Consider the following 22,618-nt stretch of genomic DNA (forward strand, 5'->3'; position numbering starts at 1 on the left):
CTCTACGAGGTCCGAAGGCCCGCGTCGGCCGCCCGGAGAACCGCGGCGGTGAGCGCGTCGAGGATGCCGGACTCGAGTTTCCAGTGCTGCCAGTACAGCGGCACGTCGATGTACTTGCCCGGGGCGACCTCCACCAGCCGGCCGGCCGCCAGCTCGGGGCCGGCTACCTGATCCTCGATCATCCCCCAGCCGAGCCCGATCCGGACCGCCTCGTGGAACGGCGCGGACGCCGGGACCGCGTGCGACGGCGGATCCAGTTTCCGCCGGGTCACCTTGCGGACCAGCCGGTGCTGCAGGACGTCCTTCTCGTTGAACACCACCATCGGCGCCTCGGCCAGCGCCTCCGGCAGCGGTTTGCCGTGCAGCCAGCGTTCGGCGTACTCCGGGGTGGCGAGCGGGAGATAGCGCATCTTCCCGAGCCGGACGACGCGGCAGCCCTGCACCGGGCGCGGATCAGCGGTCACCGCGGCCAGGACCGTCCCGTTGCGGAGGTACTGCGCCGAGTGTTCCTCGTCCTCCTGGTGGACCAGGAACCGGGCGTCATGGGTCCGGGACAGGTCGAGCATCGCGGGCAGGAACCAGTTGTTGAGCGAGTCCGCGTTCACCGCGATCGGGATCCGCTGCGCGTCGATCGTGCCGCGGACGGCGGCGATCGCCTCCAGCTCGAGCAGCGAGACCTGACGGGCGAGTCGCAGCAGCGCGGCGCCCGCCGCGGTCGCCCGGGCCGGCCGGCCGCGCATCACCACGACCTGACCGAGCCGGCTCTCCAACGCCTTGATCCGTTGACTGACCGCGGACGGCGTGATGCGCAACCGCCGTGCGGCGGCGTCGAAGCTGCCCTCGTCGACGACGGCAACGAACGTCTCGAGCTGTGCGGAGTCGAATTGCATGATGAAGCAATCCTAAAGGTGCATCAGAATCTTTAGCTGGTTTGCAGCAGGTCGACTGCTTACCGTCGAAGACATGCCCCTCCTCGCCGGTTTCGCCACGGCATTGTCGTTGATCGTCGCGATCGGCGCCCAGAACGCGTTCGTCCTGCGTCAAGGACTCCGCCGCGAACACGTGCTTCCGGTCGTCCTGACCTGTGCGCTCTCGGACGCGCTGCTGATCTCCAGCGGCATCCTCGGCCTCGGCGCACTTCTCACCCGTAACCAGCTGGCCCTCGACATCGCCAAGTTCGGCGGTGCCGCTTTCCTGTACACGTATGCGTTCCTGGCCGCCAAACGCGCCCTCAGGCCCGGTTCGATCACTCCCGCCGACCACGCCCCCGCCGCCCTGCGCAGCGTCGTACTGACGTGTCTGGCCTTCACCTACCTGAATCCACACGTCTATCTGGACACGGTCGTCCTGCTCGGCTCGCTGGCCAACCAGCGGGGCACCGACGGCCGCTGGCTCTACGGCCTCGGCGCCGTCACCGCCAGCTTCACCTGGTTCTTCTCCCTGGGCTTCTTCTCCCGCAAGCTGTCCGCCCTCTTTGCCCGCCCCCGGGCCTGGCAACTCCTCGACTCCACGATCGCCCTCCTGATGACCACGCTCGCCACCTGGATGCTCCTGTCCTGATCACACAATGGGGCGGTGGACGTGACTGTGCTGTGTGACGCGGTGGCGGTTTTCCCCGAAGAGGTTTCGACGGCGTTGCCGGAGTGGGACGACGAGGCGGCTGCTTGGACGGGGCTGGTGATGCCGGGGAACGTTCGTGACGGTGGGTGGTTCCTGCATTTCCACAGCTATCTCGTGGTCGGGGACGCCGGGGTGGTGCTGGTTGACGCGGGGGTCGGGCCGGCGGGTGGGGAAGCGGCTGAATGGCTGGGGGTCGCCGGCCGACTGCCCGGGTTGCTGGCGCAGGTCGGTGTGGAGGCGGCGGATGTGGATGCGGTCGTGTTGACGCATGTGCATCTGGATCACGTGGGGTGGGCGTCCGACGGGGTGCGGGCAGGGTTTCCCCGGGCGGAGTACGTCGTCCAGCGGGCCGAGCTCGAGCACGTGCGCGGCGGGTCGACGTACTCGAACCGGATCAGGCCGATCGAGGAGGCGGGGCAGCTACGCGTGGTGGATGGCGAGGTCGCGCTGCGGGGGATGCGGCTGGTGCCGACGCCGGGGCATACGCCCGGGCATCAGTCGGTCGTGACGGAGCGGGCGATCCTCGGCGGTGACGTGCTGGTACACCCGGCGCAGGCGCAGTGGCCGGAGCTGACGTACGTGTACGAGCGCGCCCCGGCCGTCGCCATCACCTCACGGCGCGAGATCCTCGCGCTGGCCGCCGCAACCGGCGTCCCGATCGCGGCCGCACACCCCCACGCACCACTGTCGGTCGATCCGGTGCGCGCCATGCCCGTCCCGACCGCAGGCTACGACGTCTGCCCGCCGCACAAGCTCTGACGGGCCATTTCGACAGGACGTGTCCGGCTGGGGGTAGTGCACCTGAGCGTAGATTCGCCTCCGCGTACAGCGTCTCGAGGGTGCACTACCTGTTCTTCGGTCCCGGCCTAGCGGTAGCCGGTCGTGTCGGCGGGCTTGCCGGCGTTCTCGACCTCGACGATGTAGCGCCACGCGTCGGGCCGGCTGCCGTCGAGGTCGGTGAAGCCGTAGATCCGGGCGAGCTCGCCGCTCGACGTGGACTTGCCGTTCCAGCGCCGTACGTCGGGGTCGGCCGCCAGCGCCGCCACCGCGCGGCCGACGTACGACGGGCTCTCGGAGATCGCGAAGTGCGGGATCCGCTCGGTCGCGTCCCGCCAGTTCTCCTCGCGGACGCCGAATCCTTCGAGCATTGCCTCCGACCGCAGCCAGCCGGGCGTCAGCAGGACGGCGGTCGCCTCGTACTTGTCCAGCTCGTGCGCCAAGGCGAACGCGACCCGGCTGACCGCGCCCTTCGCGACGTCGTAGAAGAACGAGACCCGGTAGTTGTCCGCGTTGAACTCGTCGGTCCCGTCGGTCATCTCGATCACCAGGCCACCGGGTGACTTGATCAGCAACGGCAGCGCGTAGTGGCTGGTGATCACATGCGTGTGCACGCCAAGCTGCAACAACCGGAGACCGCCGTCGAGGTCGCACTCCCAGACCGTCTTGTCCCACTCGGGCTCACCGTGCTGACCCCAGATGTCGTTCACCAGGATGTGCAGCGCGCCTTGCTCCCGCTCGATCCGCTCGACCAGGGCCCGGACCTGCGCCGGGTCCAGACGATCCACCGGTACGGCGATGCCGTGGCCGCCGGCCTTGTCGACCAGCTCCGCGGTCTCCTCGATCGTCTCGGGCCGGGCCATCTCGGACCGCCGCTCCCGCGTGCTCCGCCCGGTCACGTACACGGTCGCGCCGGCCGCACCGAGCTCGACCGCGATCCCCCGTCCGGCTGCCCGGGTCGCCCCGGCGACCAGCGCCACCTTCCCCGCCAACGGCTGCATGCCGCCCTCCTTATCCATACGTTGTACGATTATGTACCATACGGCGTATGGTTAACGACGGCAAGCGCTCCGGGCGGCCGCGCGCCGGAGAGGAGCGGCTGAGCCGGGAGGCGATCCTGACCGCCGCGCTGCGGATCGTCGACGACGACGGCATCGACGCGCTGACCATGCGGCGGCTCGCGGCCACGCTGCAGGTCAACCCGATGTCGCTGTACCACCACCTGCCGAACAAGGCCGCCGTCCTGGCCGGCCTCGCGGAGCTGGTGTTCGCCGGCCTGGAGCTCCCGGATCCGGGCGACACCGTGCCGTGGGACGAGCAACTGAAGGTGGCTGCCCGCGCCTACCGCGACGGTCTGCGGCAGCACCCGAATCTCGCGCTGCAGGTGCTGTCCGACACGTCCGCGGTGTCGGACGTCGTCGTGGTCACGATGGAGCCGTTCTACCGGGCCCTCGACCGGGCCGGTCTCGCGCCGCGCGAGATCTTCGAGGCCGCGAACACGCTGATCGATTTCATCCACGGCTTCAGCCTCGGCGAGGCGTCCGTCCGGGCGGAGACCTTCGAGCTCGCCCCCGACCTGCTGACCCGCGTCCGCGCGCTGCCCGCGGACAAGGCCCCGACCCTGGCCCGGATCGTCAACGAGCTCGGCGAGGACGGGCTCGCCTACGACTTCGACAGCGGCTTCGAATCGGGGCTGTCCACCTTGGTCACGGGCATCCGCCGGTAGCGCGAGATCGCGACCCCACCGAGGCACAGCAGGCCTCCGGCGTACGCCGGCAGCACCGGGCTCTCACCGAGAAGCAGCCAGCCGAGGAAGATCGTGATCGGCGGCACGAGGTACGTCGTCGCGCCCATCCGGCCGGCCGTCGTCCGGGCGAGCGCGTAAGCCCAGGTGGTGAACGCGATCGCGGTCGGAAACGCACCGAGGAACACCACCCACCACACGGTGGACGGACGCGCGTCGGACACCTCGCGCAGCAGCGTCGGCCCGAACGGCAGGCAGGCGACGGCGCCGATCACGCAGGACAACCAGGTCACCTCGAGTGCGGGAAGACGGCCCAGCAACGGCTTCTGCGCCACGACACCGATCGCGTACGCCGCCGCGGCCACCACACAGAGCATCACGCCCCAGGCATCGGCGCCACCGTGCGAGGAGGACAGACCGATCACCACCACTCCGCCGAACGCGACCAGACTGCCGATCACCAACTGCCGCGGGAATCCCTCGCCCAGCACCATCCCGGCCAGCAGGGCGATCAGCAGCGGTCCGGTGTTCACCAGCATCGACGTGGTCCCGGCGTCGAGGTGCCGCTCGGCCGCGTTCAGCGCGACGTTGTAGACCCCGAACCAGAGCAGCCCGCAGACCAGCAGGTACTTCCAGTCCGCCCGGGCAGGCCATCGGCGCGGCCTGCTGAAGACGAAGATCCCGAGCAGCACGCTGCCGATCAGCAGCCGGCCCAGCGAGAGGGCGCCCGCCGAGATCTCCTCGCCGACGTGCCGGATCGCGACGAACGCCGACGCCCACAACACCACCGTCACCGCGGCCGCACCGGCGGCGAGCGCACCCTGTTTCCTCATACGTGTGGAACGTCCTCGAAGCCCATGATGTGAGGCTAGGCGTCACTCGCTTCGGCGCTGACCGAACTGCGCGGCGCCGGCAGCGTGAACGGTACGACGAACGCCGTCAGCAGCACCGGGATCGTCAACGCCGCCACGAGGACCGACATCGTGAACCACAGCGATCCGAGCGCGAATCCGCCGTACACCGCGATCGCGGAGACCTCCGCGAACAGGCCGGACACCGACGTCACGGTCGCCCGCGCCGGGCCGGTGATCGCGTCCTGCAACCGCGACTCGGACACCACGATGACCAGCTGCATAACGCCGTACCCGATCGCGATCGGCAGGAAGCCCCACGCGGATCCGCTCAGCGCACCGGTCGCGATCAGCACCGCCGTCGCCGCCAGACCCGCCGCGAAGGTTGCTGCTGGCAACTTGTAGGCCGGTCCGGCGAGCGCGCCGCCGATCGCCTGCGCGGCAACGGTTCCGGCGATCAGCAACGGGATCACGCCGGTCGCCGCCCCGGTCTCGCGGGCGAGCAGCGGGAAGTACTCGTCGAACGCCAGGAACCCGCCGAGCAGCGCGACCAGAAGAACCGCCCGCCGCACCAATCGACTCGTGAGCACCTCAGCCAGACCGGACTTCAACATGGCCAGGTAAGCGGCGAACGCTGCCCGCGCACCAGGCTCGTCCGACTCACGTGCGGCCTCGACCGCGCGCGCCTCGGGCAACGACCATGCGACGGCGGCCTGGGTCAGGCAGCTCAGCACGCTCACCACCCCGGCCAGGGCGTATCCGCCGAGGTCGAACAGCGGTGTCGCCAGCGCGGTCGCCGCCAGGTTCATCACGAACGACGCGGAGCGCGCGCGGCCGAGGAGCGTCGGGAAGTGCTCGGTCCGGTCCCGCGCCGCCAGCTCGTCGTACACGAACGCCTCGTAGGTGCCCGAGATCAGCGCGGACGACGTACCCCAGAGCACGAAGCCGAGCGCGAACCCGGCGTACGACGGCAGCAAGATCCATACGGCGTACCCGACGGCGCTGAGCAGGGCGCCGAGGATCAGCAGTTTGCGCCGCGAATACGTGTCGGCCCACGCGCCCGACGGCACCTCGAGCACGAACCCGGTCGCCGACCAGATGACGAACAGCGTCGAGATCTGGGCAGCCGACAACCCGTGGTCGGCGAACAGCAGCTGATACAGCGGGTAGAGCGGGATGAAGTCCTGCAACGCCTCGAAGGCGATGATCCGGACCGACAATCCTCGGTCGGTACGGCGGTCAGTGCGTCAACGTGGGGGGCTCATAGATCCGACGATACGGCAATAATGGCGCGCGGATCACCCGGATTGTCCGTCAGTGTAGAGCGATGGGAGACGTCAGCGAACGATTCTGGGCGAAGCTGCCGGCGGGCAGCCGGGACGCCCTCGTCGACGGGTTGAGCCAGTCCGAACTGCAGTCGGTCCTGCTGGACGTGACGCGGGAGCGTGCCGCCAAGGTGACGCCGGCGCGGCTCCTGCAGCGCTGGCAGCAGGACCGGTTCGTGCGGCCGTCCACCATCGATCCGCGGGAGCTGGTGAAGACCCAGCAGCGGCTCTGGGACCTGCTGCCGGAGAAGTTCGACGGCGTGCAGCTGTCCCCGATCACGCCGCTGGGGACGAGTTCGGCGGTCGCGACCATCAACCAGCACCAGGTGGTCAGCACCATCCGCGGCACCGAGGTCGCCAGCGATCCGACCAACGAGCTGGCCGTCGAGGCCGCCGTACGACGTCGTGCCGGGCAGGACCGCGTCCACCTGGCGGCGTGTCAGCGGGTCGTCCGCGCGCAGCCGTTCGACGAGCCGGGGATGTCGGCGCACTTCGAGCTGTTCGTGCTGGTGTCGAGCGCTCGGGACACCGGGTCGTGCCGGACCGAGGCGGAGCTGCTGATCGACCACCTCAGCTTCTGGCACGCCGTACTCGGCGAGAAGGCCGAGCTCACCTTCACGGCGTTCACGGAGTCCGCGCTGCGCGACCGGATCGAGGACACCGTCCGCCCGGCGCTCGGCGTCGCGTTCGCCGAGGACACCGAGCGGACCAAGAGCGCCGGCTACTACGCCGGCACCGCGCTCGGCATCGACCGCGCTGGCGCAGGACTGGGCGACGGCGGCGTCACCACCTGGACCGCGGACCTGCTCGGCGACGCGAAGGAACGCTGCCTGACGTCGTGCATCTCCACTGAAGGCCTGACCGTCACCGGAGCTTGAGCAGGCCGGCGTCGGTCGGGCGGAAGCCGCAGGCCTCTTCGTAGAAGGGCTTGAGGTGCGGCTCGTAGTCGACGTGCAGCCATTCACACCCGGCCTGACGCGCCTCTTCGGCCGCGGTCAGCACGAGCTGCTTGCCGATGCCCTGCCGGCCGTGGTCGGGGTGGACGGCGGTGTCCAGCACGAACGCGTGCGACCCGCCGTCCCAGCACACCTGGACGAACCCGACCAGCTGATCGTTGCTGAAGGCCCCTACCCAGGTCAGCGCCCACCGCTCCAGCTGCGCACCCCAGGGCTGCACGTTCACCGCACTGTCGAACGCGGCCGCATGCAGCGCGGACAACTCGCGATCGTCGACCGGAAACCGTACGACGTACTTCACAGCATCCCCACCGCCACTTCCAGGCGAGCGTTCCACGCGACGGCCGAACCGTCCGGCAGGTCCGACAGGCTCAGATACCCCTGGATTGCGACCGACGGCAGGACGGCGCTCAGACCGCTCAGATCGCCGTACGCCGCCAGCGCCTCGTCCCACCTCGCCGGCTCCACCGACGAGACCAGGAACCAGGCCAGATCGAGCACGCCGGGCGCCGCCGACACGTCCTCCCAGTCGAGCAGCGCGACCACGCCGTCCGGTCCGGTCCGCATGTTCGGCGCCGACGCGTCACCGTGCACCAACGTCGGCTCACCCGCCCAGCCCACCTCGGCCTCCGCGTCGAGCACTCTCCCCACCATCCGCTCGCCGAACGCACGAACAGGGGCGGACAGGTCCGACCGCTTCGCCAACGCCGGCCACGTGCGGTCGTACAGCCCGGCCACCAGGACATCCCCGGCACCGGGCTGTCGCAGCCAGGCCCACTTGTTGTGGGCCCGCCCCCTCCAGCGGTCGTGCAGCTCGCGGAGAGTGCGCGCGCCGGCCTCCGGCTCCGCGCCGGGCGTCCAGCCGGACATGTCTTCCAGCTCCAGGCGCGTTCCGGCCGGACCGGACTCGGCCTGGTAGCACTCGGGTACGCGTACGCCGACGACCGGCGCGATCTCCTGGTAGAACCGGACCTCGTTCTGGAACATGTTCAGGACGGCCGGGATCGAGCCCGGCGCGGCGGGCTCCCGGCGCTTCACAAAGTTCGGCACCAGGTCAGGCTAGAGACATCGGCCCGCCCGGCGTGACTGATCTTCTAGGCGACCAGCGTGTACGCCGTGGCCGGGGCGGAGTAGGCGCGCGGACCGGACGGGATGCGCTGCGCACCGCGGTCCTCGACCCGGATCGCGGCGGTCTGCAGCCGGACCGGCAGCGTCTTCCGGACCGCGGTGGTCAGGTCGAACTGCACCTCGGACAGCAGGTCGGACAGCTCCAGCCCGAGCGCCCGGCAGATCGCGGCGAGGATCTCCGAGGACGGCTCCTTGCGGCCGCGCTCGATCTCGGACAGGTACGGCACCGACACCTGGGCCAGCTCCGCGAGCTCACGCAGGGTGATTCCCCGCTCGTGCCGCAGCCGGCGGAACACGTTCCCGATCACCTGGCGTAGCAACACGTCTGGCCCTCCTCGCGTCCGGATCTCCTGTACCGAGTGTGCCACCCCACCCGGGCCCTCCGCTCCGAATCTGCCCTGAGCAGACTTTCTGCCCTCCGCAGAATCCACTTTGTGCACGCACCAACCAGTTTCGTGGGCGGGAAGTGGTTGGTGGGTGCCCAACGTGTGGTCAGGCGAGGGCCTCGGCGAGGTCGCTGGTTAGGTCTTCGGGGTCCTCTAGGCCGAGGCTCAGGCGGAGGAGGCCGGGTGACGGCTTGGCGTCGGCGGCTACGAGGCGGTGGGTCAGGGCGGCGGGGTGCTGGATCAGCGTGTCGACTCCGCCTAGCGAGACGGCGTGGGTGATCAGCTTCACGCGGCTCGCCACCTGGGACGCCGCTGCGTATCCGCCGCTGAGCGTGAAGGCGAGGACCGCGCCCGGGCCCGCCTGCTGGCGGCCGATCAAGCCGGACGGGTCGGTCAGTCCGGGATAGTGGACGCGCTCGACGGCGGGCTGCGCGGAGAGCCAGTCCGCGACCTTGATCGCGGTCGCCTGCTGCGCCCGTACTCGCACCGGCAGCGTCTGCAGTCCCCTGTGCAGTTCGTACGCCGCCAACGGGTGCAGCAGGCCACCTGTTACTGCGCGGACCTGCCGAAGCCGGCCGATCCACTCCACGCCGGCCGCGACGACGCCTCCCATGACGTCGCCGTGACCGCCGAGGTACTTGGTTGCCGAGTGCAACACCAGGCTCGCCCCGTGCCGGGCCGGCTGCTGCAGCACGGGTGTCGCGAAGGTGTTGTCCACCAGGACAGCTACGTCACGCGCGGCCGCGGCGACGGACGCGATGTCGACGAGGTCGACGGTCGGGTTCGCCGGCGTCTCCACGATCACCAGACCCGTGTCCGGCCGGATCGCGGCGGCGACGCCGGCCGGATCCACATACGTGACGGTTGTCCCCAGGAGGCCTGTGGATAACAAGTGGTCGCTGCCGCCGTACAGCGGGCGTACGGCGACCACGTGCGGGCGGCCCGCGGCGACGGTGGCGAGCAGGCACGCGGTGAGCGCGGCCATGCCCGACCCGAACGCGACCGCGCCGTCGGTGTACTCGAGCTCGGCGAGCGCGTCCTCGAAGCGCGCGACGGTCGGGTTCCACAGGCGCTGGTAGACGAGGCTCCCGCCGTCGGGCCCGCGGCCCTCGGCGAGTTCGTCGTACGACGCTCCGCCGGCATCGACATCGGGGAGCGGGTAGGTGGTGGACAGGTCGATCGGGGGGACGTGGACGCCGAGAGCGGCCAGGTCGTCGCGGCCGGCGTGCACCGACCTGGTGTCCAGCTGGGTCATCGCTGCCTCCTCACCGGTATGTGGAGGAGAATGGAATCTTCTGCGCACAGGCCGCAATAGATCCGAAGAAAATTCGTCCACAGGGTCATCCACACGCTGTGGATTCTGTGGACGAGCCCTACAGTGGTGGCATGCCGAAGGATCGTCGGAGCCCGGGACCGGCGCCGCGGCCGGTGCCGGAAGGGCTCGACGAGATCGACCGGACGCTCGTCGGCCTGCTGGCCGCGGACGGCCGGATGCCGAACAACGCGCTCGCCGAGGCGGCCGGCATCGCGCCGTCGACGTGCCTGACCCGCGTCCGGTCGTTACGCGAGCGCGGCGTGATCCGCGGGTTCCACGCCGACGTGGACCTGGCCGCGCTGGGCCGGCCGCTGCAGGCGCTGATCGCGATCCGCATCGGGGCGCACTCCCGCGACGAGATCGACCGGTTCCGCACGAAGGTGCCCGGCCTGCCGGGTGTGCTGTCGCTGTTCCATGTCAGCGGCGCCAACGACTACCTGCTGCACGTCAGCGCGGCGACTCCGGACGCGCTCCGGGAGTTCGTGCTGGACCACCTGACCGCCGACCCGGCGGTCAGCCACGCGGAGACGAGCCTGATCTTCGAACACGTCCGCGGCACGCCGGACGCGCAGCACTCACCAACCGCGCCCAAATCGCCGCGCTGAGGCGGAGCTGACCCGGTCGTGCCCGGTTGGCGGGGTGTTGGTGAGTGGCAAAGGTCCGCGGTTCAGCGGGCCTTCAAGCCCCACGCCTCAGCGAGCAGCTGGAACGAGCGGCGGCGTTCGGCCGGGTTGTGGATATTGGTGGTGATGATCAGCTCGTCGGCACCGGCGGCGTCGGCCCGGCGGCGGAGGTCGCCGGCCACCTGGTCAGGCGTGCCGACGGACACCAGGCCGGCCCACTCCTCGACAGCGGCCGCTTCCGCCTCGGACCACGGGTAGGCCTCGGCCTCTTCCGGGGACGGGAGCGGACCCGGCCGGCCGGAGCGCAGGCGGAGCATGGACAGTGCGTTGGCGCGGGCGAGCTGCTGCGCGCGCTCCTCGGTCTCGGCCACGATCGCGGCCAGCGCCAGGATCGCGTGCGGGCCGCCGTCGTGCTCGAAGCGCTGGTAGTTGGTCTTGTACGCCGAGATCACGCCGGCCGGATCGAGCGTCCCGAAATGCCCCGCGTACGCGAATCCGGTCCCGAGCGCGGCGGCCGCCTGACCGCCGTACGTGCTGGAGCCGAGGATCCACACCGGCGGCAGCGGTACGTCGTCGGGCTGGGCGCTGATCGGCTCGAACGGATGCCCCGCTGGGAACCCTTCGGCGTATGCGCGGAGTTCGGCGTACTGCTCCGTGAAGTCGTCGGCGCCGAGCGCCTCGCGGCTGCGGCGCAACGCGAGCGCCGTGCGCTGGTCGGTGCCCGGCGCGCGGCCGATGCCGAGGTCGATGCGGTCCGGGTACAGCCCGCCGAGGACGCGGAAGGTCTCGGCGACCTTGAGCGGCGAGTGGTTCGGCAGCATGATGCCGCCGGATCCGACCCGGATCGTCGACGTCGCCGCCGCGACCGCCGCGATCATCACCTCGGGGGTCGAGCTCGCGACGCTCGGGATGTTGTGGTGCTCCGCCAGCCAGTACCGGTGGTAGCCGGCCGCCTCTGCGGTGCGGGCCAGTTCCAGCGTCTCGTGCAACGCCTCCGACGGCCGTGTACCTGTCGGCACCGGTGAGAGGTCGAGCACGGACAGGGGCATCGCTTCAGCACTCACGTTCAACTGCCAACCGCGGCCCGCGGCCGCCTATTCCGGGTACGGCGTGTCCGCGCGGGCGTCGCGCAGGCAGCGGGCCCACCAGGCGAGCTGACGCAGCAGCGCGGCCGCGGCGGCGGAAGTGGTCGGATCGACGGGTTCGCCGTCCGCGGTGAAGTCCTCTTCGCGGAAGCCGAGGCTGTCGCGGATCGTGACCGCGTGCAGCTCGCCGAAGACGAGACGGAGCTGCTCGGCCGCCCGCAGCCCGCCCGAGCGTCCGCCGTACACCACGAAGCCGACCGGCTTGGCGTACCAGGGCCGGCGTACGGCGTCGATCGCGGTCTTCACGTCGCCCGGATAGGCGTGGTTGTACTCGGCGGTGACGATCAGCACCGCGTCCGCGTCGTCGATCCGCGCGGCCAGCTCGGTCAGCGGCAGCAGGCTCAGGTCGATCAGGTCGAGCTTGAACTCGTCGGCCCGCTCGACCTCCCGCGCGAACCACCGCGTGACCGCCGTCCCGAACCGGCCCACCTCGAGATTGCGCGTCAGCACGACGAGCCGCAGCGGATGAACAGTCACGTCGAACGACGCTAATACCTCAACAAGACTTGAGGTCAAGCCGTCTCAACCTGCAGTCCCCGAACACCACTTCAGGAAAAGCCGGTGACGGGATAAACTCAAGGATTTGTGGCTGCCGCCGGGAGAATTCCAGAAATGCGGCCTGAAAACCAACGGGACGTATTTTAGCACAAGGGACAGGAATTGCCGAATCCAGTCGATGCCGAACAGGCACACCTGACCACTTTCTACGCCGCGCTGGACGCCGAGCGTGCGCGGACCGACGCCCGCACCGACGACGAGCAACTCGTCCGCACCCGCAACGCGCAGGCACTGCACCAGCGCGACGGCCGGATCCGTGACCTCAAACTCCGGCAGGCGCGCCTGAACGCCGCCGAGGAGGGGCTGTACTTCGGCCGGCTGGACACCGCCGACGGCGAGGTCCTGCACCTCGGCCGGATCGGCCTGCACGACGACGACTACGAGCCGCTGCTGGTGGACTGGCGCGCCCCGGCGGCGCGGCCGTTCTACATCGCGACCGCGGTCGCCAACCACGGCGTCGTCCGCCGCCGGCACATCCAGACCCGGCTGCGCCGCGTGGTCGACGTCCAGGACGAGCAGCTCGACCTCGGCCGGGAGGCCGCCGACGCGTCGAAACCCGGCACCGGTGTGATCGGCGAGGCCGTGCTGATGAAGGCGCTGGAGGCCCGCCGGACCGGCCGGATGGAGTCGATCGTCCAGACCATCCAGGCCGACCAGGACCGGATCATCCGCTCCGAACTCCCCGGAATCCTCGTCGTCCAGGGCGGGCCGGGCACCGGGAAGACCGCCATCGCGCTGCATCGCGCGGCCTTTCTGCTGTACACCCACCGCGAACAACTGGAAAAGCGCGGAATTCTCGTCGTCGGGCCGAATGCGGCATTCCTGCGATTCATCGGCCAGGTGCTGCCGTCGCTCGGTGAGGACGGTGTTCGGCTGGTCACCATCGCCGAGCTGTTCCCCGGGCTGACCGCGACCCGGCCGGAGACGCCGGAGAGCGCGGAGGTCAAGGGGCGGACGGTGATGGCCGAAGTGATCGCGCAGGCGGTCGCCGACCAGCAGTGGTTGCCGGAGCACCCGGTGCGGGTCTCGGTGGAGCGGACCGAGCTCACGCTCGACCCGGCGTTCGTCGGTGCCGCCCACGAGCGCGTGCGCAACCGCAACCTCACCCACAACCAGGCGCGGCCCTTCGTGCTGAACGAGATCACCGACCACCTCACCAACCAGTACGCCGAGCTGATCGGCACCGACCCGCTCGACGGCGAGCAGCTCCTCGACGACTACGAGCTGTCCGAGCTGCGCAAGGAAGTGCTCTCCGAGCCCGCGGTGGTCGCGTTGCTGGAGCAGCTGTGGCCGTTGCTCAGCCCGCAGCGGCTGCTCGAGGACCTGTACGGCGACGAGGCCCGCCTCGCGTCGGCGGCGCCGCAGCTGTCGGAGCTCGACCGCGAGCACCTGCTGCGGTACGGCGACGACTGGAGCCCGTCCGACGTACCGCTGCTGGACGAGGCGGCGGAGCTGCTCGGTGACGACGGGTCCGAGGCCGCGCGGGAGCGTGCGGCGCGGGCGCGGGCCGTTGCTTATGCACAAGGGGCGCTGGACGTGCTGTCCGGCTCGGGTTCGACGGACTGGGACGAGGACGACGAGGCCGAGATCCTGACCGCGAAAGACATTCTCGACGCCGAGGCGCTGGCCGAGCGCTACGAGGCGGACGACGACCGGACGCTCGCCGACCGAGCCTCGGCGGACCGGCGGTGGACATACGGTCACGTGATCGTCGACGAGGCGCAGGAGTTGTCGCCGATGGCGTGGCGGGCAATCGCGCGGCGGTGCCCGTTGCGGTCGATGACGGTGGTTGGCGACGTGGCGCAGACGAGCTCGATCGGCGGCGGTACGACGTGGTCGTCCGCGCTCGGTGAAACGTTCGGCGACCGGTGGCGGCTGGCCGAGCTGACGCTGAACTACCGCACCCCGGCCGAGGTGATGGAGCTCGCGCAGGCCGTCCTGCTGGCGGTCGATCCGTCGGCACGGGCCCCCCAGTCGGTCCGCTCCACGGGCGTGCGGCCGTGGCACATCGACGTACCGGCGGCCGAGCAGGCGCTGTACGTCTACAAGATGGCGGCCGAGGAGACGGCGTACGGCGAGGTCGGCGTGATCACGTCGCGCAGCCGGCTCGAGCTGATCCAGGAGGCCGTCGACGGCCTGTCCGGCGTCACTGTTCTCACCGCCCGCGAAGCCAAGGGCCTGGAGTTCGACTCGGTCCTGGTCGTCGACCCCGACGGCATCGTGATCGAGTCGCCACGCGGCCTCCGCGACCTGTACGTCGCCCTCACGCGCTGCACTCAACGCCTGGGTGTCGTCGGCGCGCTACCCGACGTACTCGAAGGCCTGCCGGCCTGGGAAAACCGCGGCTGACGGGTCTGTTCGATACCGGTCTAGCGGCCTACCGTCGAAAGATGAACAAGCCGCTTCGATGTCGGCTCCACCTGCACACGTGGAAGACCGAGCACAACGAAGAAGGGCAGCGCTACCAGCGCTGTCTGGGGTGTGGCACGACCCGCGACAAGCTCACGCTGAACGACTTCGGCGCAGGTCAGTGAAGGCCCACGACGAGCACAGTCCCCGCTGAAGCATGGACAGCAGAAAGTGACGAGGCTTCAATGGCTGGCGGGGGGAATCATGAATGGAGAACCGTATTCACACACGTCCTGTCACCGGCACAACGATCGCGGGAACGCGACCTTGGCAGCGCTCGGCGGAGTGGCTGTCGGCATCATCCTCGTCCTGTTGGCGTGGCTCATCGTACTGATGACGAAGGATGACCCGTCGCGCACGGCCGCCACACAGCCGACCACTCCGGCCGCGGTGGCGCCGGCGGCATCCGTCCCGGCCCCGACGGTGACGAAGACTGTCACACCGCCACCGGCGGCCAAGAAGACGTCGAACTCCGCGCCGGCCGTCAGCGATGTCCGGTCACTGCCGGCCGGGCTGTTCTGCCGCGACCTGAACGCGAAGGGTTACAGCTACGTCGCCGCGGTGGACTACTGGCGACTGCACGGGCAGCCGGATCGCATGGACGCCGATCTCAACGGGATCCCGTGCGAGACCGTGTACTCCCGGAGCGCCGTCGCCGCGTACTGGAACGGGCGCGAGATCAGCGGAGTCACGTTCTGGTCCGCCGGGCTGTACTGCCGGGATCTCGTCGCGCGCGGCGCTTCGTACGGCGAGGCTGTTCGGTACTGGTGGTACTACGGGATGCCGGACCGGATGGATGCCGACAAGAACGGCATTCCGTGCGAAACGGTGTATCCCGCGGCGACGGTCAACGCGTTCTGGTACCCGTGAGGCGGCAGGCCTGGGCTGCCTTCCTGGTGGCGGTGGTGATCGTGGGCGGCGGTGGCCTGTTCGGGCTGTCGGCGGCGGGCGTCTTCGACAACGCGCAGTCCGGAGCACAGGACACACCTCGCCCGGCACCACCGTCGACCCCAGCATCGACCAAGGCCTCGACAGCGCCGCGAACCACGACCGCCACACCGCGCGCACAGCTGACGACCCGATCGGCCCGGCCGAGCAGGCCGGTGCGGCCGGATCCGGTGCACCGGTACGTGTTCCCCGTGGCCGGCTGCCGCGCGGATGCCTCGCAGACCCACCACGACTACCCGGCGTCGGACATCTTCGCGGATGTCGGGTGCCTCTTCGTCGCTCCGGTCGACGGACGGGTCGACGAGGTGACGCGGGCCGACTCGTGGAATCCGAAGACCAACCGGGGCGCCGACAGGGGAGGCCTGTCGGTTTCCGTGCTAGGTGTGGACGGTGTCCGGTACTACGGCTCACACCTCTCCGCGATTCAACGCGGGATCGCACCGGGCGTGGCGGTGCGGGCCGGGCAGACTCTGGGGCGAACCGGTAAGACCGGAAGCGCCCGGCCCACGCCACCACACCTGCATTTCGGAATCAGTTGGCCGACCGGGCCCGGCGTCTGGTGGATCCGACGTGGAGCAGTCCCACCGCAGCAGTTCCTGAACAGCTGGCATCAGGGCGGCCAGTTGTCACCCGTGGCGGCGGTGGCGGCGGCTCACCGGAAGTACGGCGTGGATCACGGCTGCCGCTCGTACTGCTGACCTCAGCGGGCGCGGCCTTCGCGGAGTGCGGTGAGCGACTTCTCGATCCGTCGGTCGCGGGTCGCGTCGGTCTTCGCCGACGTGACCTGGAGCGTGTGCCACTGCCGGTTGCTGTAGCTGAGGGTCTCCCAGAAGGCTTTGGCTTCGGGGTCTGCCGCCAGCGCGGTCGCCAGAGGCTCGGGGATTTCCAGTTCGCGCGGCGCAGTGTCGAGTTCGACCTCGACCTCCAGCACCTCGCCGGGGGTGACGCCGGCCTCGGTACGGCGGTCCGCGCTGAACCCGAGGAGGTAGCGGCCGCCCATCCGCGCGATCGACGTACGGAACGTGTAGCCGTTGACCGTGACGCTGACCTTGGGGCGGCCGCCGCCATCGAGCGACTCGACGACGCTGTCGGGCACCTCGAATCCGGCGGTGTTCTTCCCGGTGGCGAGCAGTTCGGCGGTGAACTTCATCCACCCATCATCCGAACCGGCCGGGTCATGTCGAGACCCGGCGCGCGGCTCCGACGTACCGGCGTCAGCGTCAGGCGGAAGGGACGATCGTGATTCTGAACAGCATGTTGCTCGGCAGTACGGACGCCGAGCGGTTGAAGGCGTGGTACCGCGACGGGTTCCGGGCGGAGGTGGACGGCTACGGCAATCTCGACCTCGGCGGGTTCGGTCTGGTGATCGAGCAGCGCGACGACGTCGCGCCGAAGAACCCCGAGCCGGGGCGGCACATCGTGAACTTCGCGGTGGACGACATCGAGGCGGCCGCCGCGCACCTGCGGACCCTCGGCGTCGAGTGGCTGGTGCCGCCGGAGGACCGCGGCATCGGCTGGTTCGCGACGCTGGTGGACCCGGACGGGAACTACGTGCAGCTCATCCAGATGAAACCCGAGTACTACGCACAGAAATGAAAAACGTTCGCACCGGATCTTGGGGGATCCGGTGCGAACGGTGGTGTCTTTGTCAGGCGCATTTGCAGGGGAGAAAAAGGCGGCAAGCGAGGGGCAGAGCGCCCACGCTCGCTTGCCGCCGAATCACCGGTGCCTTCGGGTGGTCGAGGTGAGGCGACTCGACCTGGCGACGTTCCGTGTGGGTTGTCTGGTGAGTGCGGAACGCGGAAGGTACCGGAGGCTTCTCAGCGGGGTGCTACGTCCCACATGCGCTCGCCGGGCAGGGGGTCGGGGAGCTTGTCGACGGTCGGCATCGGGTCGTTCGTGACCCGGAGACCGGCGAATCGACGGCTCATGGCGTCTGCATACCGCTCGGCCAACGCCGGCTCGGCGTTGTAGTCGGCGATCACGTGCTCACCGAACCAGACACGCACGCGTCGGCGCTGAACGGTCTGGGTGGCGGTGGCGGTTGTCACTGGTCCTCCTGGCTGTTACTTCGAGGGTGGACGGCCTGGAAAACGCGGGCGAGCGCGGTGCCGGTGCGCCGTGTTGTGTTCACCGTCACGTCAGATCCAACGGAGGACGCCGAGCCGAGGTCACGCCCGAATCCGGATTTTCTGGCCGCCCGGCAAAACTTTTTCGGACCCGCCGGAACCCAATTCTTTCGCCCGTCTGTTCGATTACCCGAACGGGCCGCGCACGGACACGCCGCCGTCCAGCACGAGCTGCTGCCCGGTGACGTACGACGCCGCGTCGGACGCCAGGTACACCACCGCCCGGGCCACCTCCTCGGACCGCCCGAACCGGCCGGCCGGGATCTCCTCGACGACCTCGGCCGCGACGTTCGCGTTGGCGACGGCGGTGGCGATCGCGCCGGCCGCGGCGACGTTCATCCGGATCCCGTCCCGCGCGTACTCCGCGGCGACCGTGCGGGCCAGGCTCAGGATGCCGGCCTTCATCACGCCGTACGCCGCCTGCGCGGGCGCGGCCATGAAGCCGGTGACGGAGCCGACGCTGACGATCGCGCCGCCGGTGCCCTGGTCGAGGAACACGCGGAGCGCGGCCCGGACCGCGCGGGCGACGTACCGGAGGTTGACCTCGTAGATCGTGTCCCAGTCCTCGTCGGCCATCTCGTGCAATTTGACCGCGGGCACGAACGCGACCTGTCCGCCGACGACCGTGACGAGGACGTCGAGCCCGCCGAGCTTGTCGACCGCGCCCGCGACCATCGCCTCGATGTCAGTCGCCGAGCGGACGTCACCGGAGATCGGGTACGCCGTGCCGCCGCGCGTCCGGACCGCCTGCGCGGCCTCCTCGGCGCGGGCCGGATCGAGGTCGGCGACCAGCACCGCGGCGCCTTCGTTGCCGAGGGCGTCGGTCGTCGCCCGGCCGATCCCGCCACCGCCGCCACCGATCACCAGGACACGTTTCCCGTTCAGCTGCATGGCCGGAGCGTAGATCAGGAACGTCGTGAGATTCACAGGGTTTCCTCAGGAAAGACACGCCGAAGCTGTCGGAACGCCTCCGTAGGCTGGGAGACGTGACCATCGAAGACGCTGGAATCCGACCGCTGTCGACGGGATCCGAGGAGGAAGAGCAACTGCTGGCGAATGCCCTCGTGGTGCCCGAGCGGGTGATCGGCGGCGTCGTCCCGTCACCTGTCCATCCGGGGCCGGCTGGGATCGCGGCCGTCCAGACCGAGCAGCTGATCAGCGACGTCAGCACCGCGCTCCGGCTGCTCGACGCGTTGGAGCGCGTCCGGGGTCACGCCCACCCGTTGATCATGGGCCTGCAGGAAGCAACCGGCATCAAGATGCCCGCCGCCCTCGTGCTGAGCGCCATCGCGAACGGCTGCACGACCATCGCCGAGGTCGCACAGCAGGTCGGCATCACCGCCGGCGAGGCCGAGCTGGCGATCGCCGACCTCGAAGCACTCGGCATGGCCCGGACCACACCCGCCCTCGGCGTCACCTCGCTGGGCCAGGCGCGGCTCTCGCAGCTCGACGGTCTCACGGTCCGCGTGCTCGACGTGGTCACCGGCATCCTCGGCCCGACCGACGCGGCCCACCTGGCCCGTCTCCTGCACACCGTGGCCGACGGCCTCGAGTCCGCGTCGGTAGCTGCCGCCGTCAATCCCCAGCGGGTCCTGCACAACTAGGTCCTGTCTGGTGGTCCAGCGCCGTAGCGAGGAGGTGCTCGGTGCGGTGCATCGGCGTGCGGGGGCGAAGGTCTCGATGCGGAGCATCGTGGCCTTTGCACCCGTGCGGCGAGGTGCCGTGCCGAGTGCCCCGCAGTAGGCGATGGATCACCAGACAGGGCCTCGCCCCTACCGACGCATCTGTTCGTGTGGTTGTGTCGAGAACGGGCGGTTGGTGTCGACGTCCCTGGTGTCGAATGAGTCAGGAGGCATCAGATGTTGCAGGACAGCAAGGCGTTCAGTGGCTTCTCGGTGGATGACGTGCCGCGGGCCAAAGAGTTCTACAGCCGGACGCTGGGGCTCGGCGTCGACGAGGAGAACGGGATGTTGCGCCTGCGGGTCGCGGGCGGCAACCCGGTGCTCGTGTACCCGAAGCCGAATCACGTACCGGCGGAGTACACGACGCTCAACTTCCCGGTCGACGACGTCGAGGCGACGGTGCGTGAACTGGTCGCGCGCGGCGTGACGTTCGAGAAGTACAGCGACGACCAGGACGAGCTCGGGATCTACCGAGGTCAGGGGCCGTTGATCGCCTGGTTCAAGGACCCGGCCGGCAACGTGCTCTCGGTCATTCAGGCGTGAGGCACCGGGTCGTCGTACTGACCTGAGCGCCCCTTGTAGCGCTGGCCGTTCACGTAAGGCCAGGCGTAGGCAGTGCAGCCGTGCAGGCCGAGAGTCTGTTGCTGCATGACCGGTGCCGGCTGGCCGGGGCCCGGGCAGAGCTCGTGGCCGCGGCCGAGCCGGTGACCGGTCTCGTGGTTGATCATGTACTGCCGGTACGTCGTCAGCGAGGCCCTGTACTTCGGGACGCCGTGCGCCCACCGCGCGACGTTGAGCACGACCCGGTTCCCGATCCGGCAGCTGGTGTACCGGTCCGGCGCCGCGCCGCAGATTACGTCCCGCGTCCCGGGGGTCACCAGCATCACCGTGAAGTCGGGATTCGTCCCGGGCCCGACCTGCTGGAACCGCCACAGCCCGTGCGACGCCCACCCCTGAGCTCCGCCGTACGTCGCCCGCACGAACCGCGCGAAGGCGCCGCGATCGATCCCGGTGATACCGCCCTCGACTGCGATCTGGAACCGCATCAGCGGGCCGCCGCGGCCGATCACCGCGGGATCTCCGGGCAGGACGGCGTACGACCCCGTCCCCGCGGCCGGGTACGTGATCACCTCCGCGGGCCGTACCGGCGGGCGTTGCGAGACCACGGATCGGGCCGGCTCGCGCTCAGGTTGCGGCGACTGGGCGGACGCCGGTATGACGCCGCGCTCCGGGTACCCGTGCCGGGCGAACGGGCTCGCGGGCAGCTGGCACAGCACCCCGAGCCCGGCCGCCACCGCGACCGTGAACCCGATCGTCCTGACAACACTGCGACGGCGCATCCGGTGAGCTCCTCCCACCACGCCCCGGGCGGGCGTGTCCTCACTCTCTTCTTGCCACTGTGCCCCGAAACCCTTCTCCGTCCACAGGTGGACGCCGGATTTCCACCTGCCGTGAGCGCGAAAGACCTGCGGAACGGCGTGCGACTGCAGCTGGAAGGTCGCGACGTCGTCCGTGATCCGAAGCGGTGGAGCGGCCGGATCACGGTCACGTTGTCCGTGACGGATCGCGGCCGCACCAGCACCGACCAGGTCGAGCTGCGAGTCGCACCGCTGATGCTGCAGAACGATCTCCAGCGCGCACAGACCGTCCTCGCCGGTCGGCCCGGCGACGGCAACGGCTGGTGGGGCGGCACCGCGCCGTACCAGGAAGGCGTACCGGGCGAGTGGGAGAAGTTCGCCTCCACGTTGCGGAAGGCAACCACTGTGCGGTTCGTCGAAGGGACGCCGGACGGCTGGAAGGACATGTGGTTGCAGGACACGTTCGAGCCCGCGACCTGCGCGGACCGGACATCGGCATCGTCCAGGAGCTCGCCGCCAAGGCCTCCCCCAGTCTCGACGACCTGCTGAACATGGGCGGCAACATCGAGTCGCTCCCGCCGTACGCCGGGTATCCGCACGGGCGGATCGTGTACGGGTCGGGACGCTCGCGGTCGCGGACCCGCGGCTCGCCGTCCGGCTGCTGCGTGACGTGCAACGCCACGACGGCGGCGGTCAGCGACTGTTCGCGGACACCACCGCGCGCCACAAGCCGACGGTCGACGAACTGCTGAGCACCGGGTTACCCGACAACGAGGCCGCGGCCCGGCACATCGACGACCAACTGAAGATCCTGCTGAAGGCGACCGGTCTGCGCTCGGACGAGCTGGTCCGGCTGCCGGTGATCTTCGACAAGGTGGCCGGCCACGGCCTGTTCAAGGCACTGACCCCGGGTCTGGTGAACGGGCTCTCGATCACCGATCGCCAGTTTCGCCGCGCCCGATCCGCACGGGCCGCAGCTGCATGGCCGGGACGTCTTCCGGCAGGCGGCGGAGCGTGCGCTCGGCCGCAACGGCGTACGGGTGCACTGGGTCGAGGACTTCTTCTGGGCGCACCTCGGTGGCGGCGAGGTGCACTGTGCGACCAACGCGCTCCGCGACACGCGCGGGACTACGCCCTGGTGGTCCGGAAGCGGAGCGTCGGGAAACGCGACTCGCTGAAGCCGAGTGCGCGGTAGAGGTCGACACCGTCGTCGGTCGCGTGCAGCTCGACCTGGCCGACGCCGGTCTCGTCCTGGAACCACTCCATCAGCGCGGCGACGCAGGCCCGGGCGAGACCGCGGCGGCGGAAGTCCGGGTGGGTGCTGACGTTGTAGAGGTGGCCGCGGAGGGTGGTGAGGTCACGCGGTCCCGGCGGGTGCGCGTCCACGTTCCCCGCGGCGCCCGCGACCACGCCGGCGCCCGGGTCGTCGACGACGTACGCCGCGAACGTGTCCGGCGAGGCGAGCTGTTCGGCGAACCAGTCCCGCGCCGTACGCCGCCAGGGTGCGTCCGGTCCGCCGACGTCGTTGCCCATCGCGGCCAGCATCAATCCGCGTAAGTGGACCAGCGACTCCGCATCGTCCGCCCCCGCTCGTCGAACCAGCGCCCGTCGTACTTGAATGTCGGTCACTCGATCGATCATGCCAACTTTTTGCCGCGTCAGTG

At 69.9% G+C, this 22,618-nt stretch carries 29 protein-coding genes and 1 pseudogene; 15 read left to right on the forward strand and 15 right to left on the reverse strand.

Annotated elements, in window-relative coordinates; all coding sequences use genetic code 11:
- Nucleotides 1–2: 2 nt before the first annotated feature.
- A complete protein-coding gene (locus AB0I12_RS30460) occupies nt 3–890 on the reverse strand; it encodes a LysR family transcriptional regulator ArgP (RefSeq protein ID WP_359935942.1) in 888 nt (295 codons plus the stop codon).
- Nucleotides 891–963: 73 nt separating this feature from the next.
- Here AB0I12_RS30460 and AB0I12_RS30465 point away from each other — a divergent pair, with 73 nt between their 5' ends.
- Together AB0I12_RS30465 and AB0I12_RS30470 are read left to right on the forward strand one after the other, a co-directional pair.
- A complete protein-coding gene (locus tag AB0I12_RS30465) occupies nt 964–1,560 on the forward strand; it encodes a LysE/ArgO family amino acid transporter (RefSeq protein ID WP_359935944.1) in 597 nt (198 codons plus the stop codon).
- A 15-nt stretch (nt 1,561–1,575) separates the two neighbouring features.
- A complete protein-coding gene (locus tag AB0I12_RS30470; RefSeq protein WP_359935946.1) occupies nt 1,576–2,379 on the forward strand; it encodes an MBL fold metallo-hydrolase in 804 nt (267 codons plus the stop codon).
- Nucleotides 2,380–2,486: 107 nt separating this feature from the next.
- On the opposite strand, the gene AB0I12_RS30475 is transcribed toward AB0I12_RS30470, so the two are convergent.
- Entirely contained in the window at nt 2,487–3,398 is a 912-nt protein-coding gene (locus tag AB0I12_RS30475) for an SDR family oxidoreductase (RefSeq protein ID WP_359935948.1), read from the reverse strand.
- A 47-nt stretch (nt 3,399–3,445) separates the two neighbouring features.
- Between AB0I12_RS30475 and AB0I12_RS30480 the strand changes: the two genes are divergently transcribed.
- Nucleotides 3,446–4,123, forward strand: coding sequence for a TetR/AcrR family transcriptional regulator C-terminal domain-containing protein (locus AB0I12_RS30480; protein WP_359935950.1), 678 nt, complete (start codon nt 3,446–3,448; stop codon nt 4,121–4,123).
- On the opposite strand, the gene AB0I12_RS30485 is transcribed toward AB0I12_RS30480, so the two are convergent.
- Complete coding sequence (locus AB0I12_RS30485) at nt 4,060–4,974, reverse strand: DMT family transporter (protein ID WP_359935952.1); 915 nt, start codon at nt 4,972–4,974, stop codon at nt 4,060–4,062. The two genes, AB0I12_RS30480 and AB0I12_RS30485, sit on opposite strands and share 64 nt — an antisense overlap.
- A 35-nt stretch (nt 4,975–5,009) precedes the next feature.
- The gene (locus AB0I12_RS30490; RefSeq protein ID WP_359935954.1) at nt 5,010–6,212 is read right to left on the reverse strand and encodes an MFS transporter; all 1,203 of its coding nucleotides are present in this window, start codon (nt 6,210–6,212) and stop codon (nt 5,010–5,012) included.
- A gap of 107 nt (nt 6,213–6,319) precedes the next feature.
- Between AB0I12_RS30490 and AB0I12_RS30495 the strand changes: the two genes are divergently transcribed.
- Nucleotides 6,320–7,195 (forward strand): hypothetical protein, encoded by an 876-nt coding sequence (locus AB0I12_RS30495; protein WP_359935956.1) that lies wholly within the window; start codon nt 6,320–6,322, stop codon nt 7,193–7,195.
- Here AB0I12_RS30495 and AB0I12_RS30500 read toward each other — a convergent pair.
- From AB0I12_RS30500 to AB0I12_RS30515, 4 genes are all read right to left on the reverse strand, one after another.
- Nucleotides 7,182–7,574 carry a GNAT family N-acetyltransferase gene (locus AB0I12_RS30500; protein ID WP_359935958.1) on the reverse strand — a complete coding sequence of 131 codons (393 nt, stop codon included), beginning with the start codon at nt 7,572–7,574 and terminating at the stop codon, nt 7,182–7,184. The two genes, AB0I12_RS30495 and AB0I12_RS30500, sit on opposite strands and share 14 nt — an antisense overlap.
- The gene (locus tag AB0I12_RS30505; protein WP_359935960.1) at nt 7,571–8,323 is read right to left on the reverse strand and encodes a phosphotransferase; all 753 of its coding nucleotides are present in this window, start codon (nt 8,321–8,323) and stop codon (nt 7,571–7,573) included. The genes AB0I12_RS30500 and AB0I12_RS30505 overlap by 4 nt, the downstream gene beginning before the upstream one ends.
- A 44-nt stretch (nt 8,324–8,367) precedes the next feature.
- Nucleotides 8,368–8,724 carry a helix-turn-helix transcriptional regulator gene (locus tag AB0I12_RS30510; RefSeq protein WP_359935962.1) on the reverse strand — a complete coding sequence of 119 codons (357 nt, stop codon included), beginning with the start codon at nt 8,722–8,724 and terminating at the stop codon, nt 8,368–8,370.
- A gap of 169 nt (nt 8,725–8,893) precedes the next feature.
- The gene (locus AB0I12_RS30515) at nt 8,894–10,042 is read right to left on the reverse strand and encodes a PLP-dependent aspartate aminotransferase family protein (RefSeq protein WP_359935964.1); all 1,149 of its coding nucleotides are present in this window, start codon (nt 10,040–10,042) and stop codon (nt 8,894–8,896) included.
- 131 nt (nt 10,043–10,173) lie between these two features.
- Here AB0I12_RS30515 and AB0I12_RS30520 point away from each other — a divergent pair, with 131 nt between their 5' ends.
- Nucleotides 10,174–10,707: an Lrp/AsnC family transcriptional regulator gene (locus AB0I12_RS30520; RefSeq protein ID WP_359935966.1), complete on the forward strand. Its 534-nt coding sequence runs from the start codon at nt 10,174–10,176 to the stop codon at nt 10,705–10,707.
- 62 nt (nt 10,708–10,769) lie between these two features.
- Here AB0I12_RS30520 and AB0I12_RS30525 read toward each other — a convergent pair whose 3' ends face one another.
- Nucleotides 10,770–11,789 (reverse strand): LLM class flavin-dependent oxidoreductase, encoded by a 1,020-nt coding sequence (locus tag AB0I12_RS30525; RefSeq protein WP_359935968.1) that lies wholly within the window; start codon nt 11,787–11,789, stop codon nt 10,770–10,772.
- 30 nt (nt 11,790–11,819) lie between these two features.
- Nucleotides 11,820–12,347: an NAD(P)H-dependent oxidoreductase gene (locus tag AB0I12_RS30530; protein WP_359935970.1), complete on the reverse strand. Its 528-nt coding sequence runs from the start codon at nt 12,345–12,347 to the stop codon at nt 11,820–11,822.
- 183 nt (nt 12,348–12,530) lie between these two features.
- On the opposite strand from AB0I12_RS30530, the gene AB0I12_RS30535 reads away from it, so the two are divergent.
- The 4 genes from AB0I12_RS30535 to AB0I12_RS30550 all read left to right on the forward strand — a co-directional run bounded on the left by AB0I12_RS30535 (nt 12,531) and on the right by AB0I12_RS30550 (nt 16,483).
- Nucleotides 12,531–14,777 carry an AAA family ATPase gene (locus tag AB0I12_RS30535; RefSeq protein ID WP_359935972.1) on the forward strand — a complete coding sequence of 749 codons (2,247 nt, stop codon included), beginning with the start codon at nt 12,531–12,533 and terminating at the stop codon, nt 14,775–14,777.
- Nucleotides 14,778–14,818: 41 nt separating this feature from the next.
- A complete protein-coding gene (locus AB0I12_RS30540) occupies nt 14,819–14,962 on the forward strand; it encodes a hypothetical protein (RefSeq protein WP_359935974.1) in 144 nt (47 codons plus the stop codon).
- Nucleotides 14,963–15,170: 208 nt separating this feature from the next.
- Complete coding sequence (locus AB0I12_RS30545) at nt 15,171–15,707, forward strand: hypothetical protein (RefSeq protein ID WP_359935976.1); 537 nt, start codon at nt 15,171–15,173, stop codon at nt 15,705–15,707.
- Nucleotides 15,704–16,483 carry a M23 family metallopeptidase gene (locus AB0I12_RS30550; RefSeq protein WP_359935978.1) on the forward strand — a complete coding sequence of 260 codons (780 nt, stop codon included), beginning with the start codon at nt 15,704–15,706 and terminating at the stop codon, nt 16,481–16,483. Before AB0I12_RS30545 ends, AB0I12_RS30550 begins: the two co-directional genes overlap by 4 nt.
- Nucleotides 16,484–16,485: 2 nt before the next feature.
- Here AB0I12_RS30550 and AB0I12_RS30555 read toward each other — a convergent pair whose 3' ends face one another.
- Nucleotides 16,486–16,935 carry a YdeI/OmpD-associated family protein gene (locus tag AB0I12_RS30555; RefSeq protein ID WP_359935980.1) on the reverse strand — a complete coding sequence of 150 codons (450 nt, stop codon included), beginning with the start codon at nt 16,933–16,935 and terminating at the stop codon, nt 16,486–16,488.
- 89 nt (nt 16,936–17,024) lie between these two features.
- Between AB0I12_RS30555 and AB0I12_RS30560 the strand changes: the two genes are divergently transcribed.
- Complete coding sequence (locus AB0I12_RS30560) at nt 17,025–17,381, forward strand: VOC family protein (RefSeq protein ID WP_359935982.1); 357 nt, start codon at nt 17,025–17,027, stop codon at nt 17,379–17,381.
- 224 nt (nt 17,382–17,605) lie between these two features.
- Here AB0I12_RS30560 and AB0I12_RS30565 read toward each other — a convergent pair whose 3' ends face one another.
- The gene (locus tag AB0I12_RS30565) at nt 17,606–17,836 is read right to left on the reverse strand and encodes a hypothetical protein (RefSeq protein ID WP_359935983.1); all 231 of its coding nucleotides are present in this window, start codon (nt 17,834–17,836) and stop codon (nt 17,606–17,608) included.
- A 204-nt stretch (nt 17,837–18,040) separates the two neighbouring features.
- A complete protein-coding gene (locus AB0I12_RS30570) occupies nt 18,041–18,841 on the reverse strand; it encodes an SDR family oxidoreductase (protein WP_359935985.1) in 801 nt (266 codons plus the stop codon).
- A 59-nt stretch (nt 18,842–18,900) separates the two neighbouring features.
- Here AB0I12_RS30570 and AB0I12_RS30575 point away from each other — a divergent pair, with 59 nt between their 5' ends.
- Entirely contained in the window at nt 18,901–19,518 is a 618-nt protein-coding gene (locus tag AB0I12_RS30575) for a MarR family transcriptional regulator (RefSeq protein ID WP_359935987.1), read from the forward strand.
- A gap of 255 nt (nt 19,519–19,773) precedes the next feature.
- Entirely contained in the window at nt 19,774–20,139 is a 366-nt protein-coding gene (locus AB0I12_RS30580) for a VOC family protein (RefSeq protein ID WP_359935989.1), read from the forward strand.
- On the opposite strand, the gene AB0I12_RS30585 is transcribed toward AB0I12_RS30580, so the two are convergent.
- Complete coding sequence (locus AB0I12_RS30585) at nt 20,130–20,936, reverse strand: DUF3152 domain-containing protein (RefSeq protein WP_359935991.1); 807 nt, start codon at nt 20,934–20,936, stop codon at nt 20,130–20,132. The genes AB0I12_RS30580 and AB0I12_RS30585 overlap by 10 nt on opposite strands.
- A gap of 111 nt (nt 20,937–21,047) precedes the next feature.
- Here AB0I12_RS30585 and AB0I12_RS30590 point away from each other — a divergent pair, with 111 nt between their 5' ends.
- From AB0I12_RS30590 to AB0I12_RS30600, 3 genes and pseudogenes are all read left to right on the forward strand, one after another.
- On the forward strand, nt 21,048–21,503 hold the full coding sequence (locus AB0I12_RS30590; protein ID WP_359935993.1) for a hypothetical protein: 456 nt from the start codon (nt 21,048–21,050) through the stop codon (nt 21,501–21,503).
- 85 nt (nt 21,504–21,588) lie between these two features.
- Nucleotides 21,589–21,876, forward strand: a pseudogene (locus tag AB0I12_RS30595) (protein-arginine deiminase family protein); the annotation flags it as partial.
- 55 nt (nt 21,877–21,931) lie between these two features.
- Nucleotides 21,932–22,132: a protein-arginine deiminase family protein gene (locus AB0I12_RS30600; RefSeq protein WP_359936184.1), complete on the forward strand. Its 201-nt coding sequence runs from the start codon at nt 21,932–21,934 to the stop codon at nt 22,130–22,132.
- Here AB0I12_RS30600 and AB0I12_RS30605 read toward each other — a convergent pair.
- A complete protein-coding gene (locus AB0I12_RS30605) occupies nt 22,083–22,595 on the reverse strand; it encodes a GNAT family N-acetyltransferase (protein ID WP_359935995.1) in 513 nt (170 codons plus the stop codon). The genes AB0I12_RS30600 and AB0I12_RS30605 overlap by 50 nt on opposite strands.
- Nucleotides 22,596–22,618 lie beyond the last annotated feature (23 nt).

The sequence above is a fragment of the Kribbella sp. NPDC050459 genome (assembly GCF_040655315.1).
GTDB lineage: Bacteria > Actinomycetota > Actinomycetes > Propionibacteriales > Kribbellaceae > Kribbella.

Excerpts from the sequence above, each read along its gene's own strand:
- AB0I12_RS30460 (WP_359935942.1), bottom strand. The coding sequence starts at position 890 with ATGCAATTCGACTCCGCACAGCTCGAGACGTTCGTTGCCGTCGTCGAC.
- AB0I12_RS30465 (WP_359935944.1), top strand. The coding sequence starts at position 964 with ATGCCCCTCCTCGCCGGTTTCGCCACGGCATTGTCGTTGATCGTCGCG.
- AB0I12_RS30475 (WP_359935948.1), bottom strand. The coding sequence starts at position 3,398 with ATGCAGCCGTTGGCGGGGAAGGTGGCGCTGGTCGCCGGGGCGACCCGG.
- AB0I12_RS30480 (WP_359935950.1), top strand. The coding sequence starts at position 3,446 with ATGGTTAACGACGGCAAGCGCTCCGGGCGGCCGCGCGCCGGAGAGGAG.
- AB0I12_RS30485 (WP_359935952.1), bottom strand. The coding sequence starts at position 4,974 with ATGAGGAAACAGGGTGCGCTCGCCGCCGGTGCGGCCGCGGTGACGGTG.
- AB0I12_RS30495 (WP_359935956.1), top strand. The coding sequence starts at position 6,320 with ATGGGAGACGTCAGCGAACGATTCTGGGCGAAGCTGCCGGCGGGCAGC.
- AB0I12_RS30515 (WP_359935964.1), bottom strand. The coding sequence starts at position 10,042 with ATGACCCAGCTGGACACCAGGTCGGTGCACGCCGGCCGCGACGACCTG.
- AB0I12_RS30520 (WP_359935966.1), top strand. The coding sequence starts at position 10,174 with ATGCCGAAGGATCGTCGGAGCCCGGGACCGGCGCCGCGGCCGGTGCCG.
- AB0I12_RS30540 (WP_359935974.1), top strand. The coding sequence starts at position 14,819 with ATGAACAAGCCGCTTCGATGTCGGCTCCACCTGCACACGTGGAAGACC.
- AB0I12_RS30545 (WP_359935976.1), top strand. The coding sequence starts at position 15,171 with ATGACGAAGGATGACCCGTCGCGCACGGCCGCCACACAGCCGACCACT.
- AB0I12_RS30555 (WP_359935980.1), bottom strand. The coding sequence starts at position 16,935 with ATGAAGTTCACCGCCGAACTGCTCGCCACCGGGAAGAACACCGCCGGA.
- AB0I12_RS30580 (WP_359935989.1), top strand. The coding sequence starts at position 19,774 with ATGTTGCAGGACAGCAAGGCGTTCAGTGGCTTCTCGGTGGATGACGTG.
- AB0I12_RS30585 (WP_359935991.1), bottom strand. The coding sequence starts at position 20,936 with ATGCGCCGTCGCAGTGTTGTCAGGACGATCGGGTTCACGGTCGCGGTG.
- AB0I12_RS30605 (WP_359935995.1), bottom strand. The coding sequence starts at position 22,595 with ATGATCGATCGAGTGACCGACATTCAAGTACGACGGGCGCTGGTTCGA.